The sequence below is a fragment of the Bizionia sp. genome (assembly GCF_048259285.1).
Classification (GTDB): domain Bacteria; phylum Bacteroidota; class Bacteroidia; order Flavobacteriales; family Flavobacteriaceae; genus Algorimicrobium; species Algorimicrobium hallyeonense.
The window spans coordinates 28,958-45,815 of record NZ_JBLXHU010000016.1; the positions used below are offsets into that span (position 1 = coordinate 28,958).

Sequence of the window (16,858 nt, forward strand, 5' to 3'; positions counted from 1 at the left end):
GGTATTTCCGTTTTAGCGGAAAAGGGTTATGAGAACAAAGACACTTAAAAAGAATAAAATCAACGTAGTAACACTTGGCTGTAGTAAAAATGTTTACGACAGTGAAGTTTTAATGGGCCAGCTTAAAGCTAGTGGAAAAGACGTGGTTCATGAAGAGGAGGGAAATGTCGTTGTAATTAATACTTGCGGTTTTATTAATAATGCCAAAGAAGAAAGTGTGAATACTATTTTAGAATTCATGCAGAAAAAAGAAGCAGGTGAAGTGGATAAAGTTTTTGTTACCGGTTGTTTAAGTGAACGCTACAAGCCAGACTTAATGAAGGAAATTCCTAATGTTGATCAATATTTTGGAACAACAGAATTACCAGGTTTGCTAAAAGCACTGGGTGCTGATTATAAACATGAATTAATTGGTGAACGTTTAACAACCACACCAAAAAACTACGCCTATTTAAAAATTGCTGAAGGCTGTGATCGTCCATGTAGTTTTTGTGCTATTGCGCTTATGCGTGGAAAACATAAAAGTACGCCTATTGAAGATTTAGTGACCGAAGCTGAAAAATTAGCAGCTAATGGCGTTAAAGAATTAATACTTATTGCACAGGATTTAACCTATTACGGGCTTGATTTATATAAAAAACGAAATTTAGCTGAATTATTAGAAGCTTTAGTGAAGGTAGATGGTATTGAATGGATTCGTCTGCATTATGCTTTCCCAACGGGTTTCCCAATGGATGTGTTAGATGTAATGAAGCGGGAACCTAAAGTATGTAATTATTTAGATATACCACTTCAACATATTTCAGATGAAATTTTAAAAAGTATGCGTCGTGGTACAACCAATGAAAAAACGACTAAATTACTAAAAGAATTTAGAAAAGCCGTTCCAGAAATGACCATTAGAACAACTTTAATTGTTGGTTACCCTGGTGAAACAGAAGCGCATTTTCAAGAATTAAAAGAGTGGGTTAAAGCCATGCGTTTTGAGCGTTTGGGTTGTTTTACCTATAGTCATGAGGAAAACACACATGCTTTTAATTTAGTGGATGATGTGCCGGAAGATGTAAAACAAGAGCGTGCCAATGAGATTATGGAAATTCAATCGCAAATTTCTTGGGAATTAAATCAGTCTAAAATTGGTGAAACCTTTAAGGTTGTTATTGATAGAAAAGAAGGTGAATATTTTGTAGGTCGAACAGAGTATGATTCGCCAGACGTGGATAACGAAGTTTTAATCAACGCTTCAAAAACATACTTAAAAACAGGTGAGTTTGCAACTGTGACAATTACAGAAGCAGCCGATTTTGATTTGTATGCAGAGGTTATTGTGTCATAAAGGGCCATTTTTATTAAAACTCTAATAAACTAGAGGCTAAAGAAAAATATATTAAAACCCCACATATATCAGCAAGTGACGTCACTAAAGGCGCACTTGCCGTAGCCGCATCTATTTTTAGTTTTGTAAATAAAAAAGGAAGCAGCAATCCAATGATACTGCCAAGCATAACATTTAAAACCATGGCTATACAGACCACAACAATAACATCTGGTGCTCTAAAACTTGCCACAGCAGCAATACTAATAGCCATAGTTATACCTAACATAAAGGATACTAATAGTTCTCTGCCAATTAATTTGTACCAATCAGAAATTTGAATTTGACCTAAAGCTAAATAGCGAATCATGAGTGTGGCCGATTGCGACCCAGCATTTCCGCCGCTATCTATTAACAATGCTAAAAAGAAAACTAGTGCAACAAAGGACTGAATAACGTCTTCAAAATTTTCTAAAGCCGCGCCTGAAAATATATTCATAAATACCAGAAGCACCAACCAGACAATTCTGTTTTTATATAAAGTGAATATGCGTTCCTTCAAAGGGTTTTTGCTCACGTTTTGTATGGATCCGAACTTATGAAAATCTTCTGTAGATTCTTCTTCAATTACATCCATAATATCGTCAAAGGTTACAATGCCCAAAAGCACAACCTCCTCACTCAATACTGGCAAAGCAACCCGGTCGTAATTTTTAAAAACAGAAATGGCCGTTTCTTGGTCATCTAGCGCGTTTAAGGATGCAAACCGTTCATTAATTAGATTCTTTACAAGATCATTTGGATTTGCTAGAATTAATTCTTTAATGGTTATATCATCAATAAGTTTCCAAAGCGAGTCAATTATATAAATAACATTAAGCGTTTCAGAATCTTTACCATGTTGTCTTATTATGAGCAAAAGCTTCTTCCACAGTAAAGTAATCTTTGATGGCAACAAATTCCGGGGTCATCATTCGGCCAATACTATCCTTGGGATAACTTAAAAGTTGATTTGTAATTTTCTGTTCTTCCGGCGACAGTTTTTCAATAAGTCGCTGCGCAATATCACCGGGTAATTCTTCAAAAAACGCTGTTCTATCATCGGGATTTATATCCGTTAAAAGTCGCGTTAGTTTTTGGGAGTTTTCTGCCAAACCCTGAATAATTATTTCCTGTTCGGAATGCGGAAGAATTTTAAAAACACCTTTCGCCTGTTGCCTAGAAAGTAACCGGAATAAAATTATTTTATTAGCTTTATGGGTTTCTTCTACCAAATTAGCAGCTTCTAGCGCGTCGAAATTTTTCATAGAACGCTTTAATGAGCGCCATTTTTTTTCTTTAATAAGTTGTAAAAGTTCTGTTTTAGTCGCGCGCATAGTTGTTTGTTGCAATGGGTTTATGCCATTAATCCTGATTTCCTTTTGAACGACTTTAGTTGAATTTAGTCATTTTTAAGAAATAATTTTAATAGAAAGAACACGAATTTACGATTTGTCCAATTGCTTTTGAATTTTCTTAATGGCAGATTCAATAGATTTTTCAGGTTCTATAATATTATACTGTCCCCAAAATTCCGTATCCAGAAAACCTGAAGCTTCATCAATTAAAATGCTTGAAGGTTTTAAAATACCAGATTTGTTTTCAGGTCTGGAATACCGTTCATCGGCATAGTTCCAATTGGTAATGGCCATTTCACTATTTAAAGTATACTGGTTATTAAATAATCGTCCTTTCCAATTTACCTTAAAAGTTAGTAAAATATTACTGTAGCTGTAATACCATTTTCCATTGCTACTACGGTAGTTTACACGGTAATTGGCTTCTACTGGATACACTTTAACACGTCTAGGTTTCCGTTTCACAAATAATTCGCTAGCCATATCTTGGTTTTCTACATTCAAACTATAAATAGCGCTAGTCAGCGCATAGTTATTAGATTCTATATAAAGTTTACCATAATAAAGCGGAATTTGTAATTCGGGCTTTTGTTTAAAATTAACAACATAAACCAGCTGGTCGTTTATTATAGTTGAGCTATCAAAAGAAAAATCATAATGAATTAAATTATCTTTATTAAAGATATATTGTGGGTACTTCATAATATCCACATACAAATTGTTAAAAGGACCACCTTGAAGTTTGAAAGCCAGGGTGTCAAGTTTAGAGTAATTAGTTGTTTTCCTAACTTTTATAACTTCAACAGCATCCTGTCTATTCGTGCTGTTTGGTTGCTTATAAATGGAAACAACGGCTTCGGATAAGGACGCGTTTTGACGTCTTTTTTTTATGGTTTCTCTGTAAAAACCTGTCATTTCTAAACCAGATTCTATATAATTTTCTTCTTTTCGCTCTAACATTAAGCGCACTAATATTTCTGCACTTTTTGGTCTGGAAATATTAACTTCATCCAAAGGTGTAAATGTTGGGTCTAGAGAAATGGTGCTATTGCTTATAATTGTAGAAATTGGAATTTTCTTTTCGGCATAGCCTAAATAGGTAATGGAGATGGAACGGTTTATGTAATCTGAAGGTAACTTTAACAGGTAATTACCTTCTGTATTGGAAATAGTTGCCATATTAGAATTGGAAACTAATAAATCTGCAAACACCAGAGGGTCATTCGTTTTGCTATCAATAATTTTTCCGGTTATTTCTACTATAGAATCGTTTGCTATCTGTGAAAATCCTGAAACAAACATTCCAAACATCAGAAGAAAACTGAAATAATACTTGAGAAATACTAATCTTTTCATAGCTTAAAAATTATGAGATAAAAGTTACTGAAAAATCATGAAACCGACTAGTGTTGGGGGTTGATATATTTTAATTTCGTATAATCCATTCCAAATATAATCCACAATTATCCATGAATGGTTTCCGATTTTCCGTAGTTCTGAATCACTTCTGCTTCAAAGTCAATAAGTTCTTTCCAGCGCTTATCCACATCCACATCTTGGCCGTATTTTCTAGCAAAACCTATAAATAAGGTGTAATGTCCTGCTTCACTAATCATTAATTCATGGTAAAATTTAGCCAATTCAGGATCATTAATGTTTTGAGATAACACTTTAAAACGCTCGCAACTTCTAGCCTCAATCATTGCAGAAAACAAAAGTCTGTCTACCATTGCTTGAATGCGACTACCGCCTTTATTCATAAATTTATAAAGCTCGTTTACGTAACTGTCTTTACGCTCACGACCCAATTTGTAACCACGCTTTTTTATAATGTCATGAACCATTTCAAAATGTTCCAACTCCTCTTTTGCCAAAGCTAATAATTCCGTTACCAAATCCGTATATTCCGAATTAAGCGTAATAATGGTAATAGCATTTGTAGCTGCTTTTTGTTCACACCACGCATGATCGGTTAATATTTCTTCCAAATTTGATTCTGCAATATCCACCCATCGTGGGTCTGTAGCTAATTTTAATCCTAACATAAATTCATTTTTGGTAAATATAAGCAATCTTTCTAGTGCTTGTCTGTATATATTTTAAGTTATTTTTAAGACTAGAAAACGTATCTTTACTTTTTTAAAAATAGCAACACCTAACTATGCCAACCCACTGTATTCCGTTTAGAGACACCAACTATTTTTCGCCATTAATATGTGATTATTTAGATGAAAAATCTATTTTAAAACCTTTCTATAATAGGTTTCCAAAACTAGAAAATTTTCAAGATCAGATTGCCGAAAAAAAAGCGTCTTTTAGTAAAACCTCACGATCGGTTTTGGTAGCTAGTTTAAATGAACAATATAAAAACACAAAAATATCTCCACAAACGCGTAAAAATATTGATGCATTACAAAACGAAAACACCTTTACGGTTACAACAGGACATCAGTTAAATATTTTTACGGGGCCACTTTATTTCTTCTATAAAATTATTTCGACTATTAATTTATGTAAAGAATTAAAAACAGTAAACCCTAATTATCATTTTGTGCCTTTTTATTGGATGGCAACGGAAGATCATGATTTTGAAGAAATTAATTACTTTAATTTTGATGGCAAAAAAGTATCCTGGAACCGAAAGGCTTCTGGTCCAGTTGGCGAATTAGATTTAGAAGGTTTTAAATCCGTTTTCGAAGTGTTTTCCAAGCAACTTCCTAAAAGTAAAAATAGTGATAAATTAATCGAGCTTTTTCAGAATAGCTATTTGGAAAATGATAACCTTACTGAAGCTACACGTTACTTGGTAAACCACTTATTTGCAGAATTTGGATTGGTTATTATAGACGGAAATGATAAAAGTTTAAAGAATGCGTTCAGTCCATATATAAAAGAAGAACTTATTAATCAGTCTTCTTTTGAAAACGTTTCGAAAACTAATGAAAAGCTAAACGCACTATCAGAAAACTATAAAATTCAAGTTAATCCACGTGAGATTAATCTGTTCTATATTAAATCTGGTTTGCGTGAACGCATTGTAGAAATTGATAGTATTTATCAGGTTTTAGAAACAGAAATTTCATGGAGTAAAAAGCAACTACTAGAAGAGGTTGAAAATCATCCGGAGCGCTTTAGTCCAAATGTTATTTTAAGACCCGTATTTCAAGAAGTGGTGTTGCCAAATCTCTGCTATATTGGAGGAGGAGGTGAATTGGCCTATTGGTTTCAATTGAAGTCAAACTTTGAAGCTCAGAATATTCCGTTTCCCATGTTATTATTGCGGAATTCGGTGTTATTAACGACTAACAAACAGGAAGAAAAATTAGAAAAACTAGGGCTAGAAAATAAAGATCTGTTTTTAAAGCAGTCGGATTTATTAACGAAAGTAACCAAAGACATTTCAAAAATCAAAATCGATTTCTCGGAACAAAAAGACCATCTTAAAAAGCAGTTTGATGATTTATATCAGTTGGCCGAACAAACCGATAAATCCTTTAAAGGTGCTGTTTCGGCTCAAGAAACAAAACAAATAAATGGATTAGAACATTTAGAAAAACGCCTGCTAAAAGCACAAAAACGAAAGCAATCGGATGTTTTACAGCGTGTTAAGAGTATGCAGAATGAATTATTTCCAAACCAAAGTTTACAAGAGCGTCAAACCAATTTTTCTACCTTTTATTTAGAGTTTGGAGACCAATTAATTCAACAGTTAATGGTAAATTTGCAACCGTTGAAAAACGAGTTTATAATATTAAATTTAGAGTAATTCATGCATAAAATTGATATGGAGCTTATTGAAATGACATTAGATGTCATGAAATATGCTATTGGTAGAATTTCATCTACCGAACACCCAATAGGGAAGCCTAAAAAATACGAAGAATTAAAAGCTATTGTTGGCGAAACCGTAACAGAAAAAGGTGTTGGTGGTGAGTACGCTTTCAATTTATGGAAAGAGCATTTGTCCAAAGCTAATGTTCCAGTAGATCATCCAAGAAATTTAGCTTTTGTTCCAGCCTCACCAACACGAGCAGCCATTATGTTCGATTTGGTAACGTCAGCTTCTAGTATTCACGGGGCGTATTGGATGGAAGGTGCTGGTGGTATTTTCTGCGAAAATGAAGCTATGTCTTGGATTGTTTCTTTAACTGGTTTGCCAGAAGGAGCATTTGGAGTATTTACAAGTGGTGGTACTGCAGCTAACTTATCGGCAATTGTTACAGCACGGGAATTTTGGCGACGCGATGACACCTACAAGCGTGAAAAAGGCTTAATCATTACATCTATTGGAGCACATTCGTCTATTAAGGCCATGGCAAAAGTAGCTGATGTGGATATTTTATTGGTGGATACAGAAGAACGATTAACCGGTGATGATTTACGAAAAACCATTGATGGTTTAAACTTTCACCAACGCAAACGGTTATTTGCGGTTGTGGCAACTGGGGGAACAACCAATGCTGGAATTATTGATGATTTGGACGGTATTGCCCATGTTTGTGAGCAAGAAAACTTATGGTTTCATGTAGATGCCGCTTATGGCGGTGGTGCCTTAGCAGCCGATTCGGTAAGACATTTGTTTAATGGTATTGAACGTGCAGATAGTATTACAATAGATCCGCATAAATGGATGTTTTCACCTTATGATTGTGGTGCTGTTATTTATAAAGAACCAGAACTGGCTAAAGAAGCACATTCCCAACAAGGATCTTATTTAGATATTTTTAAAGATGAAGGCGCGCATGGGTTTAACCCAACGGATTATCAAATTCAATTAACACGTCGCGTCCGTGGTTTGCCTTTATGGTTTTCCTTGGCTACACATGGAACAGATCGTTATAAAAAATCTGTTGAACGTGGTTTGGAATTGGCCCAGCTTGCAGGGAAAATGATTGAGGAAAACCCAAATGTAGAATTGGTAAGAGCGCCAAGTTTGTCATGTGTATTATACAGACGTATTGGTTGGAAACCGGAAGATTATACGAATTGGACCTATGATAATCATGAAAAAGGCTTTGCATTAGTAACGCCCACGAAATGGAAAAATGGAGATGAATATGAAACAGTTTCCCGTTTTTGCTTTATCAATCCGGATACAACCGAAAAAGATATTCAGCTTATTTTAGAATCCATGAATTAATTATTCAAAAAAGTACAACTCATAAATAGCTATTCATAAATCAATTGTTATTTTTGCACATGCAACACAACAACGTATTAATATTAGATTTCGGTTCGCAATACACACAACTAATTGCGCGTCGCGTTAGAGAACTCAACATTTACTGTGAGATTCATCCGTATAACAAAATTCCAAACAATTTAGAAACCTATAAAGCGGTTATTCTTTCAGGAAGTCCAAATTCTGTAAGAGGTGAGGCGGTTTTACATCCCGATTTAAAACATATTCGTGGTGAAAAACCTTTATTAGCCGTTTGTTATGGTGCGCAATATCTAGCGCATTTTTCAGGAGGCGAAGTCGCACCTTCCAACACACGTGAATATGGTCGTGCTCATCTATCGTTTATAAAGGAAAAGGAAGATTTCTTTCACAATATTTACCAAGGTAGTCAGGTTTGGATGAGTCATAGTGATACCATTAAAACACTTCCAAAAAATGGCATTTTATTAGCCAGCACGGAAGATGTTGAAAATGCAGCTTACAAAATTGAAGGCGAACAAACCTATGCCATTCAATTTCACCCAGAAGTATACCATTCCAAGGACGGAAAACAATTACTAGAAAACTTTTTAGTTCATATAGCGCAAGTAGAACAAGATTGGACGCCACAGTCGTTTGTAGAAGAAACCGTTGAAGATCTACAAAATAAATTAGGAAATGATCGGGTTGTTCTAGGATTATCAGGAGGGGTAGATTCATCGGTTGCCGCTATGTTATTGCATAAAGCTATTGGAAAAAACCTCTACTGTATTTTCGTAAATAATGGGCTTTTACGTAAAAATGAGTTTCAAGATGTGTTGGATCAATACAAGGACATGGGGCTTAACGTAAAAGGCGTAGATGCTTCGGCACGTTTTTTGGATGCACTAGCAGGAAAAAGCGATCCCGAAGAAAAACGTAAAGCCATTGGTCGTGTGTTCATTGAAGTTTTTGATGATGAAGCTCATGAAATTTCTGATGTAAAATGGTTAGCTCAAGGCACTATTTATCCAGATGTTATTGAAAGTGTTTCGGCAACAGGAGGCCCAAGTGCCACGATTAAAAGTCACCACAATGTTGGTGGATTGCCCGATTTTATGAAACTTAAAATTGTGGAACCTTTGAAAGCTTTATTTAAAGATGAAGTCCGTCGTGTAGGTGCTTCCATGGATATGGATAAAAATTTATTGGGGCGTCATCCGTTTCCAGGGCCTGGATTGGCTATTCGTATTCTAGGAGATATTACAGCTGAAAAAGTACGTATATTACAAGAGGTTGATGCGGTTTTTATTGGTAACCTTAAAAAGTGGAATCTCTATGATAGCGTTTGGCAAGCCGGTGCTATTTTGTTGCCTGTCAATAGCGTTGGTGTAATGGGTGATGAGCGTACATACGAAAAATGTGTCGCCTTAAGAGCCGTAGAAAGTACCGATGGTATGACAGCCGATTGGGTAAATTTACCTTATGAGTTTTTACAAAAAACATCAAACGAGATAATAAATAAAGTAAAAGGCGTTAATAGAGTAGTGTATGATATTAGTTCTAAACCACCAGCAACCATTGAGTGGGAATAAACGAAATGTGCTATCGCGTTATTTTTAAGGAACTAAAAAATGATATCGTGAAGTTGGGCGTTACCACAAGGGTCGCGCTTTACACTTAAATCTTTTTATATCGCTTATATTTATAAAAAAGAATAAAAAGGATAACGTTGCAATCGCTAACGCAACGCAGAACGTATATAGATTATGAAGAAATTATTTTGCATTTTAAGCATCCTAATACTATTTGGTTGTGGTTCCACATCGCAAGCACAAAATTATAAAACACATAAGGTAAAACCTGGTGAAACCATAGAGGCTATTGCCAGACAATATCAGCTAACGCCTTTTGATATTTACGCTTTAAACCCGGATGCCAAAAAGGAATTAAAAACCAATGCGGTTTTAATTATTCCAAATAAAAAAATAAATCAATCAGCACCACATGCCGCTATTGAAAAGGAGCTAACAGGATTTAAAACTCATAAAGTAAAGCGTAGAGAAACATTATACAGCTTATCTAAAGAGTATGGTGTGGAACAAGACGAAATAAAAAAACACAACACCTTTTTATATGCCAACAACCTACGTAAAGGCGATGAAATAAAAATACCTGTTTATAAAAAAGTGTTTACAGTTTCTCAACCAGAAGAAACAGCCAAAACCTATACCGTTTTACCAAAAGAAGGAAAATGGCGTATTGCTTATAAATTTGGAATAACAGTTGCTGAATTGGAGGCTTTAAATCCTGGAATGAGTCCTGTTTTACAAGAAGGCGAAGTTATTAATGTGCCAAATATTGGTAATACAGAAGAGAAGCCCGTAGATAATCAATATTCATATTATGAGGTTTTGCCTAAAGAAGGTTTTTACCGTCTGAAAGTTAAATTAGGTTTGGAGCAAAGTCAATTGGAAACGTTAAATCCAGAATTAATTGAAAGCGGACTGAAAGTAGGGATGATTTTAAAAGTCCCTTTCAATGCCACTATTGAAGATGAAAACATAAAATTAGAAAGCACGGATTTAACAAACTCTATTTCAAGTTACAAACAGAAACATATAGCTATCATGTTGCCGTTTAAACTAAATCGTGTCAATGTAGATTCCGTTGCTGATGCGAAAGCACAAATTAAAAAAGACCCATTTTTAAATACCTCATTAGATTTTTATTCCGGTGTGGTTGTAGCTTTAGATTCTCTTAAAAAAATAGGCGTTAATTTAAAAGTAGATGTTTATGATACTAAAAATATGGTTAGTGAAGTATCAACCATATTAAACGAAAATAATTTTGATGAGGTTCATGCCGTTATAGGGCCATTAATGTCTGGAACGTTTGAAAAAGTTTCTTCCCAATTACAAAGTCGCAATATCCCGCTAATTTCGCCTAATTTAAAGGATTTAAAACTTTCAGATCATGTTTTTCAAACCATGCCTTCGGAAGATTTATTAAAGGATAAAATTGTAAATTACGTAAAGAAAGATTCTTCAATTAGTCAAATTATCATTATTGCCGATCAAAGTCGCGTAAAAGTTTCTAACGATTTAAAAACGCATTTCCCAACAGCTTCTCAAATCTATTCTCGAAAAGATAAAGAACAAAAGGATGCATTTTATATTTATGATACCGATATTATTTCAAAGCTTAAACCTGGTAAAAATATGGTGTTTTTAGAAACCTCTAATCCCGGATTCGTATCCAATGTAACGAGTAAATTGAATTCTTTGATTTCTAAAGACCGAAAAATTATTTTAGCAACCACGGAAATGGGAAGTGCCTTTGAAGATGATGAGGTTTCAAATTATCACTTATCTAATTTGCAATTAACATTTCCAACCATTGCAAAAACGTATAATGAAGATGATAATAATAGTTTTGCTAATAATTATGTCAAGCGGTTTGGTGTAACACCTAACAAAATTGCCGTGCGTGGTTTCGATTTAACAATGGACGTGGTATTGCGTTTGGTAAATTACGATACTCTTTATGAGTCTGTAAATCAGGCCCCTTTAACGGAATATGTTGAAAATAAATTCGCCTATAAAAAGAAATTATTAGGAGGTTATTTTAATAATACGGTGTATTTGGTAAAGTATGAAGATTTAAAAATCGTAGAGATAAAACAGTAATAATTATGACAGCAACCGTAATGTATTTAGGCGAATTACGCACAGAAAACACCCACGTAAAATCAGGAAACACCTTTGTTACGGATGCGCCCGTTGATAATAATGGCAAAGGCGAAGCATTTTCGCCAACCGATACAGTTGCTACTGGATTGGCAAATTGCATGATGACGGTTATGGGAATAAAAGCCCAAGATATGAATTATGAAATGGCAGGAACCCAAGCAGAAGTAAGAAAAACGATGGCTTCCAATCCACGTCGTATTTCAAAAATTGAAATTGTTTTTAGTTTTCCAGAGTTAGCTAGTATAAAAACCCGTAAAATTTTAGAACATACGGCTAATACTTGTCCTGTGCTTTACAGTTTACATCCTGATATAGAAAAAGTTGTATCATTCAACTGGAAATAAAACCCACTAATCATGGAACCAGACAGAGAGTTTCTTATAAAACTCGCGCATACTAAAATGCCTTATGGCAAATATAAGGATCGGTATTTAATAGATTTACCCGAATATTATATAGTTTGGTATCATAATAAAGGATTTCCGACCGGTAAATTAGGCGAGATGCTACAGTCCGTTTACGAACTAAAATTAAATGGATTGGAAGAATTAATCCATAACATTAAACGCAATTTCCCGAAGCGATAGTTTTCAGTCCCGATAGCTATCGGAATCAGTCAAAACTTTGCGCCTTTCCACCTTCCTAACGGTAGCTAGGCAACAAACATCTCCGCAACTTATTTCCTCTTCAATTTCATTTCAAAATAAACTCCGAAACACCCAAACTATTAAACTTAATATTGTAAATTTGCAGGCGTTTAACAGCGCAACATGACAACTACAACAAAATACATATTTGTAACAGGAGGTGTAACATCTTCTCTCGGTAAAGGCATTATAGCAGCCTCATTGGCGAAACTCTTGCAAGCTCAAGGATACCGGACAACCATTCAGAAATTAGACCCGTATATTAATATAGATCCAGGAACATTAAATCCGTACGAGCATGGCGAATGTTATGTAACGGATGATGGTGCAGAAACCGATTTGGATTTAGGTCATTACGAGCGTTTTTTAAACGTACCAACTAGCCAAGCAAATAACGTTACAACAGGACGCATTTATCAAAGCGTTATAGATAAAGAACGTCGTGGGGAATTTTTAGGAAAAACGGTTCAAGTTATTCCTCATATTACCGACGAAATTAAGGAACGCGTTCAAAAGCTGGGTAATTCTGGTAATTTTGATATTGTAATTACGGAAATAGGTGGAACAGTAGGTGATATTGAATCCTTACCATACATTGAAGCCGTGAGACAGTTACGTTGGGATTTAGGGGAAAAGAATGGTTTAGTTATTCATTTAACCTTGGTGCCGTATTTATCGGCTGCTGGCGAGCTGAAAACAAAACCAACCCAACACAGTGTTAAAACGTTAATGGAAAGTGGTGTAATGGCAGATATTCTTGTTTGCCGTACAGAGCATGAACTCCCAATGGATTTACGGAGAAAATTAGCGTTGTTTTGTAATGTTCGTGAAGAAGCCGTTATCCAATCTATTGATGCCTCTACTATTTATGATGTGCCTAATTTAATGCTGAAGCAAGGTTTAGATACCGTTGTTTTGAAAAAATTAGGATTGGAAAGTCACGCGCCAGATTTAACCCGTTGGAATGAATTTTTAACACGACTAAAAAACCCTAAAACCGAAGTTACTATCGGTTTAATTGGGAAATATGTTGAGTTACAAGATTCGTATAAATCCATATTAGAAGCCTTTATTCATGCAGGTGCCGAAAATGAAGTTAAAGTTCATGTAGAACCTATTCATTCAGAATATTTAAATGCAGATAATATCCACGCAAAACTATCACATTTGAATGGTATTTTAGTAGCGCCTGGTTTTGGTGAACGTGGTATTGAAGGAAAAATTGATGCTGTAAAGTATGTGCGTGAAAACAACATGCCATTTTTTGGAATTTGTTTAGGAATGCAAATGGCAGTCATTGAATTTGGTAGAAATGTGATGAATTTAAAAGATGCCAATTCAACAGAAATGGATCCTAAAACTACAAATCCCGTAATTGGATTAATGGAGTCGCAAAAGGATGTCACGGAAAAGGGTGGTACCATGCGTTTAGGTGCTTGGACTTGTAATTTGAAAGCCAATAGTATTGCGCATAAGGTGTATAAATCTAATTCTATAGAGGAACGCCATAGACATCGTTATGAATTTAACAACACATATAAAGAACAGATTGAGGCTGCAGGAATGGTGGCTACAGGAATAAACCCGGAAACCAACTTGGTTGAAATTGTAGAAATTCCAGAACACCCTTGGTTTGTTGGTGTGCAATATCACCCAGAATATAAAAGTACGGTTGCTAATCCGCATCCACTTTTTGTGGCTTTTGTTAAAGCAGCTTTAAAACATAAAAACAAGAATAAAAGTGCCACTATGGCACAAAAATAATTTTGGATAGTTTTTTGTGAACAGCATAAAACTATTTATTTGATAATTTTTTATACGTGTCCTATTTGAAATATATCGATTTAACGCATTGGTTTGCCATCGGTAGTTTTAAAACGACAACCAATTTAATATATGGAAGAAAAGAAATTTGACCTGAATTCGATAATAGGGTTTGTCCTAATTTTTGGAATATTAGTGTACATGATGTACGCCAACCAGCCAACTCCAGAGGAATTAGCAGAACAAGAACGCGCTAAACAAGAGCAAGTTGAAGCTGAAAAGCAAGCTCAAAATCAGAAAGAAACTGCTGTTACAACGGCGGAAGATTATTCAGTAGCTAACGCCCAAGATTCTACCCAATTTGTAGCCTTACAAAATAAATTAGGTGCTTTTGCCTATTCCGCAAGCCTGCCATCTGCAAAATCCAATGAAACAGAAGTGAAAACGGAGGTTTTAGATTTAAAATTTAGCAATAAAGGGGGATATTTATCTGAAGTTAAATTAAAGAAGTTTGTCGATTTTGATTCCATTCCAATCTATCTTATAAAAGATGGGAATACGGATTTTAATATTAATTTCGGTACCACGGATAGTCGCATTCTAAATACCCAAGATTTATATTTTGAACCAACGGTAACTAAAAATGGTGAAAACACGGTCGTTTCCATGAAACTTAAAGTGTCTGCGAATCAGTTTTTAGAATATCGTTATGAAATTCAACCAAATGATTATATGGTTGGTTTTACAATCCGTTCCCAAGGCTTAAGTAATGTTATTAATAGCTCGCAACCCATAAATTTAGACTGGCAATTACAAACCTATCGTCATGATAAAAGTATCAGTTATGAAAACCGATACACGCGATTAACGTATCAATATGAAGGTGGTAAAATTGATAAATTAAGCCCAACGGGTGAAGATGAAGAAACAGAAGTTGATGTAAGTTGGTTGTCGTACAGACAGCATTTCTTTAGCAGTATTTTAACGTCCAAAGTGCCATTAAAATCCGTTCAATTCAATTCAACCGATCTGGTGGAAAATGAAGAAGTTGATACCGTATTTACAAAGGCGTATCAAACAAGATTTGCTTTAGAAGCAAATGCTGGTGAGTTAAATCAAGAACTAGGCTTTTATTTTGGCCCAACAGACAACAAGGTTTTACAGAAATATGATATTGGTCTAGAAGATAGTATTCCATTTGGTTGGGGAATCTTCGGTTGGATAAACCGTTATGTTTTTGTTCCATTATTTGCCTTTTTAGCAAGCTTTTTACCATATGGTGTGGCTATTATTGTAATGACCATTTTAATAAAGTTCTTATTATCATTTGTTCAGTACAAGCAATTCCTGTCGCAGGCAAAATTAAAAGTTTTAAAACCGGAATTAGATGCTATTCGTGAGAAGCATAAGAATAATAAAATGAAAGCGCAGCAGGAAACTATGGCTTTGCAAAATAAGGCAGGTGCCAGTCCGTTGAGTGGTTGTTTACCAGCTTTAATACAGTTGCCCGTTTTCTATGCTTTATTCCAATTTTTCCCATCGGCTTTCGATTTAAGACAGAAAAGTTTCCTATGGGCAGACGATTTATCATCTTATGATATTGTAGCCAATTTACCATTTACCATTCCGTGGTATGGTGATCACGTTAGTTTATTTCCAATTTTAGCCTCTATTGCTATTTTCTTTTATATGAAAATGACAACAGGACAGCAAATGGCATCGCAACCAACTCAAGAGGGCATGCCAGATATGGCTAAACTAATGAAGTACATGATTTACATATCACCATTAATGATGTTATTCTTCTTTAATAATTATGCATCCGGTTTAAGTTTGTACTACTTTATTTCTAACGTTATTAGTATTGGAATTATGTTGGTAATTAAGAATTACATTCTTGATGAAAATAAAATTCATGCTCAAATTCAGATTAATAAGAAGAAACCGAAAAAACAAAGTAAGTTTCAGAAGAAAATGGCTGATATGATGGAGCAAGCCGAACTACAGAAACAAGCGCAAGAAAAGCGTAAGAAATAAAAAAAATCAAGCTGCCTTAATTGGCAGCTTTTTTGATATAACAAATGCTATATTATTTCGTTTAGATATTTAATACACAGGTTATAATTATGAAGCAGATACTTTTTGTTTTAGCACTATTTATGGGTTTTATGAGTTTCGCGCAAACATTTAATCAGTTTGATGCCAACGGTAAACGCGACGGTAAGTGGAAAAAGAATTTTGAAGGAACAAATGTTGTTCGTTATGAAGGCGCTTTTCAACATGGAAAAGAAATAGGCGTGTTTAAGTTCTATAAAAATATTAAAGGGGAAGCCGTTTTGACTGCTACACGTGAGTTTAATCCTAATACAGACACTGCAAAAGTGACCTTTTTTGGTAGTACAGGAAAAGTAATAAGCGAAGGGCTCATGCGAGACAAAACATATATTGGCGATTGGAAATACTACCATAATAATGGAACGCAAATCATGACCTTGGAACATTATAATAATAAAGGATTGCTAGAAGGAGCGCGATTTGTTTATTATTTAAGTGGGCAAGTAGCTGAAAAAGCACTTTACGAAAATGGAAAGCTACATGGTAAGACTTTGGGCTATGCAGAAAACGGAACAGTTATTAAGGAGCACCATTATAAAATGGGCAATTTACACGGAGAAGCCAAATTTTATAACGAAACGGGTGTTTTATTAGTGGAAGGCACTTACCGTAATGATCAGAAACATGGAATTTGGAAGTATTATGAAAATGGGACGTTAAAGGAAGAAAAGGATTTTACTCCAAAAAGCAATAATCCGTATAAGAAGTCTAATTAGGAATTGCGCTCA

Annotated in this window: 14 protein-coding genes; 10 read left to right on the forward strand and 4 right to left on the reverse strand. The window is 34.9% G+C overall.

Annotated features, from left to right (window positions below; all coding sequences use genetic code 11):
* Window positions 1-28: 28 nt before the first annotated feature.
* Window positions 29-1,336 carry a 30S ribosomal protein S12 methylthiotransferase RimO gene (rimO, locus tag ACN0QX_RS09390; protein ID WP_417196587.1) on the forward strand — a complete coding sequence of 436 codons (1,308 nt, stop codon included), beginning with the start codon at window positions 29-31 and terminating at the stop codon, window positions 1,334-1,336.
* Between the two features lie 13 nt (window positions 1,337-1,349).
* Here the strand turns inward: rimO and mgtE are convergent, their stop codons facing one another.
* The 4 genes from mgtE to ACN0QX_RS09410 all read right to left on the reverse strand — a co-directional run bounded on the left by mgtE (window position 1,350) and on the right by ACN0QX_RS09410 (window position 4,757).
* The gene (mgtE, locus tag ACN0QX_RS09395; RefSeq protein ID WP_417196589.1) at window positions 1,350-2,234 is read right to left on the reverse strand and encodes a magnesium transporter; all 885 of its coding nucleotides are present in this window, start codon (window positions 2,232-2,234) and stop codon (window positions 1,350-1,352) included.
* Window positions 2,209-2,622: a magnesium transporter MgtE N-terminal domain-containing protein gene (locus ACN0QX_RS09400; RefSeq protein WP_248395164.1), complete on the reverse strand. Its 414-nt coding sequence runs from the start codon at window positions 2,620-2,622 to the stop codon at window positions 2,209-2,211. The genes mgtE and ACN0QX_RS09400 overlap by 26 nt, the downstream gene beginning before the upstream one ends.
* 177 nt (window positions 2,623-2,799) lie before the next feature.
* The gene (locus ACN0QX_RS09405; RefSeq protein ID WP_376860205.1) at window positions 2,800-4,068 is read right to left on the reverse strand and encodes a carboxypeptidase-like regulatory domain-containing protein; all 1,269 of its coding nucleotides are present in this window, start codon (window positions 4,066-4,068) and stop codon (window positions 2,800-2,802) included.
* 107 nt (window positions 4,069-4,175) lie between these two features.
* The gene (locus ACN0QX_RS09410; RefSeq protein WP_066250111.1) at window positions 4,176-4,757 is read right to left on the reverse strand and encodes a tRNA-(ms[2]io[6]A)-hydroxylase; all 582 of its coding nucleotides are present in this window, start codon (window positions 4,755-4,757) and stop codon (window positions 4,176-4,178) included.
* A 116-nt stretch (window positions 4,758-4,873) separates the two neighbouring features.
* On the opposite strand from ACN0QX_RS09410, the gene bshC reads away from it, so the two are divergent.
* The 9 genes from bshC (at window position 4,874) to ACN0QX_RS09455 (ending at window position 16,846) form a co-directional block, all read left to right on the forward strand.
* Window positions 4,874-6,478 carry a bacillithiol biosynthesis cysteine-adding enzyme BshC gene (bshC, locus tag ACN0QX_RS09415; protein ID WP_417196592.1) on the forward strand — a complete coding sequence of 535 codons (1,605 nt, stop codon included), beginning with the start codon at window positions 4,874-4,876 and terminating at the stop codon, window positions 6,476-6,478.
* A 3-nt stretch (window positions 6,479-6,481) separates the two neighbouring features.
* Window positions 6,482-7,852: a pyridoxal phosphate-dependent decarboxylase family protein gene (locus ACN0QX_RS09420; protein ID WP_376860210.1), complete on the forward strand. Its 1,371-nt coding sequence runs from the start codon at window positions 6,482-6,484 to the stop codon at window positions 7,850-7,852.
* Window positions 7,853-7,911: 59 nt separating this feature from the next.
* On the forward strand, window positions 7,912-9,447 hold the full coding sequence (gene guaA / locus ACN0QX_RS09425) for a glutamine-hydrolyzing GMP synthase (RefSeq protein WP_248395159.1): 1,536 nt from the start codon (window positions 7,912-7,914) through the stop codon (window positions 9,445-9,447).
* 174 nt (window positions 9,448-9,621) lie between these two features.
* Complete coding sequence (locus ACN0QX_RS09430) at window positions 9,622-11,541, forward strand: PBP1 and LysM peptidoglycan-binding domain-containing protein (protein WP_417196594.1); 1,920 nt, start codon at window positions 9,622-9,624, stop codon at window positions 11,539-11,541.
* Between the two features lie 5 nt (window positions 11,542-11,546).
* The gene (locus ACN0QX_RS09435; protein WP_417196596.1) at window positions 11,547-11,948 is read left to right on the forward strand and encodes an OsmC family protein; all 402 of its coding nucleotides are present in this window, start codon (window positions 11,547-11,549) and stop codon (window positions 11,946-11,948) included.
* Window positions 11,949-11,960: 12 nt separating this feature from the next.
* Complete coding sequence (locus ACN0QX_RS09440) at window positions 11,961-12,191, forward strand: DUF3820 family protein (RefSeq protein WP_248395156.1); 231 nt, start codon at window positions 11,961-11,963, stop codon at window positions 12,189-12,191.
* Window positions 12,192-12,374: 183 nt separating this feature from the next.
* A complete protein-coding gene (locus ACN0QX_RS09445; RefSeq protein WP_248395155.1) occupies window positions 12,375-14,015 on the forward strand; it encodes a CTP synthase in 1,641 nt (546 codons plus the stop codon).
* 132 nt (window positions 14,016-14,147) lie between these two features.
* On the forward strand, window positions 14,148-16,052 hold the full coding sequence (gene yidC / locus ACN0QX_RS09450; protein ID WP_417196599.1) for a membrane protein insertase YidC: 1,905 nt from the start codon (window positions 14,148-14,150) through the stop codon (window positions 16,050-16,052).
* Between the two features lie 89 nt (window positions 16,053-16,141).
* Window positions 16,142-16,846 carry a toxin-antitoxin system YwqK family antitoxin gene (locus tag ACN0QX_RS09455; RefSeq protein ID WP_417196601.1) on the forward strand — a complete coding sequence of 235 codons (705 nt, stop codon included), beginning with the start codon at window positions 16,142-16,144 and terminating at the stop codon, window positions 16,844-16,846.
* Window positions 16,847-16,858: the final 12 nt, after the last annotated feature.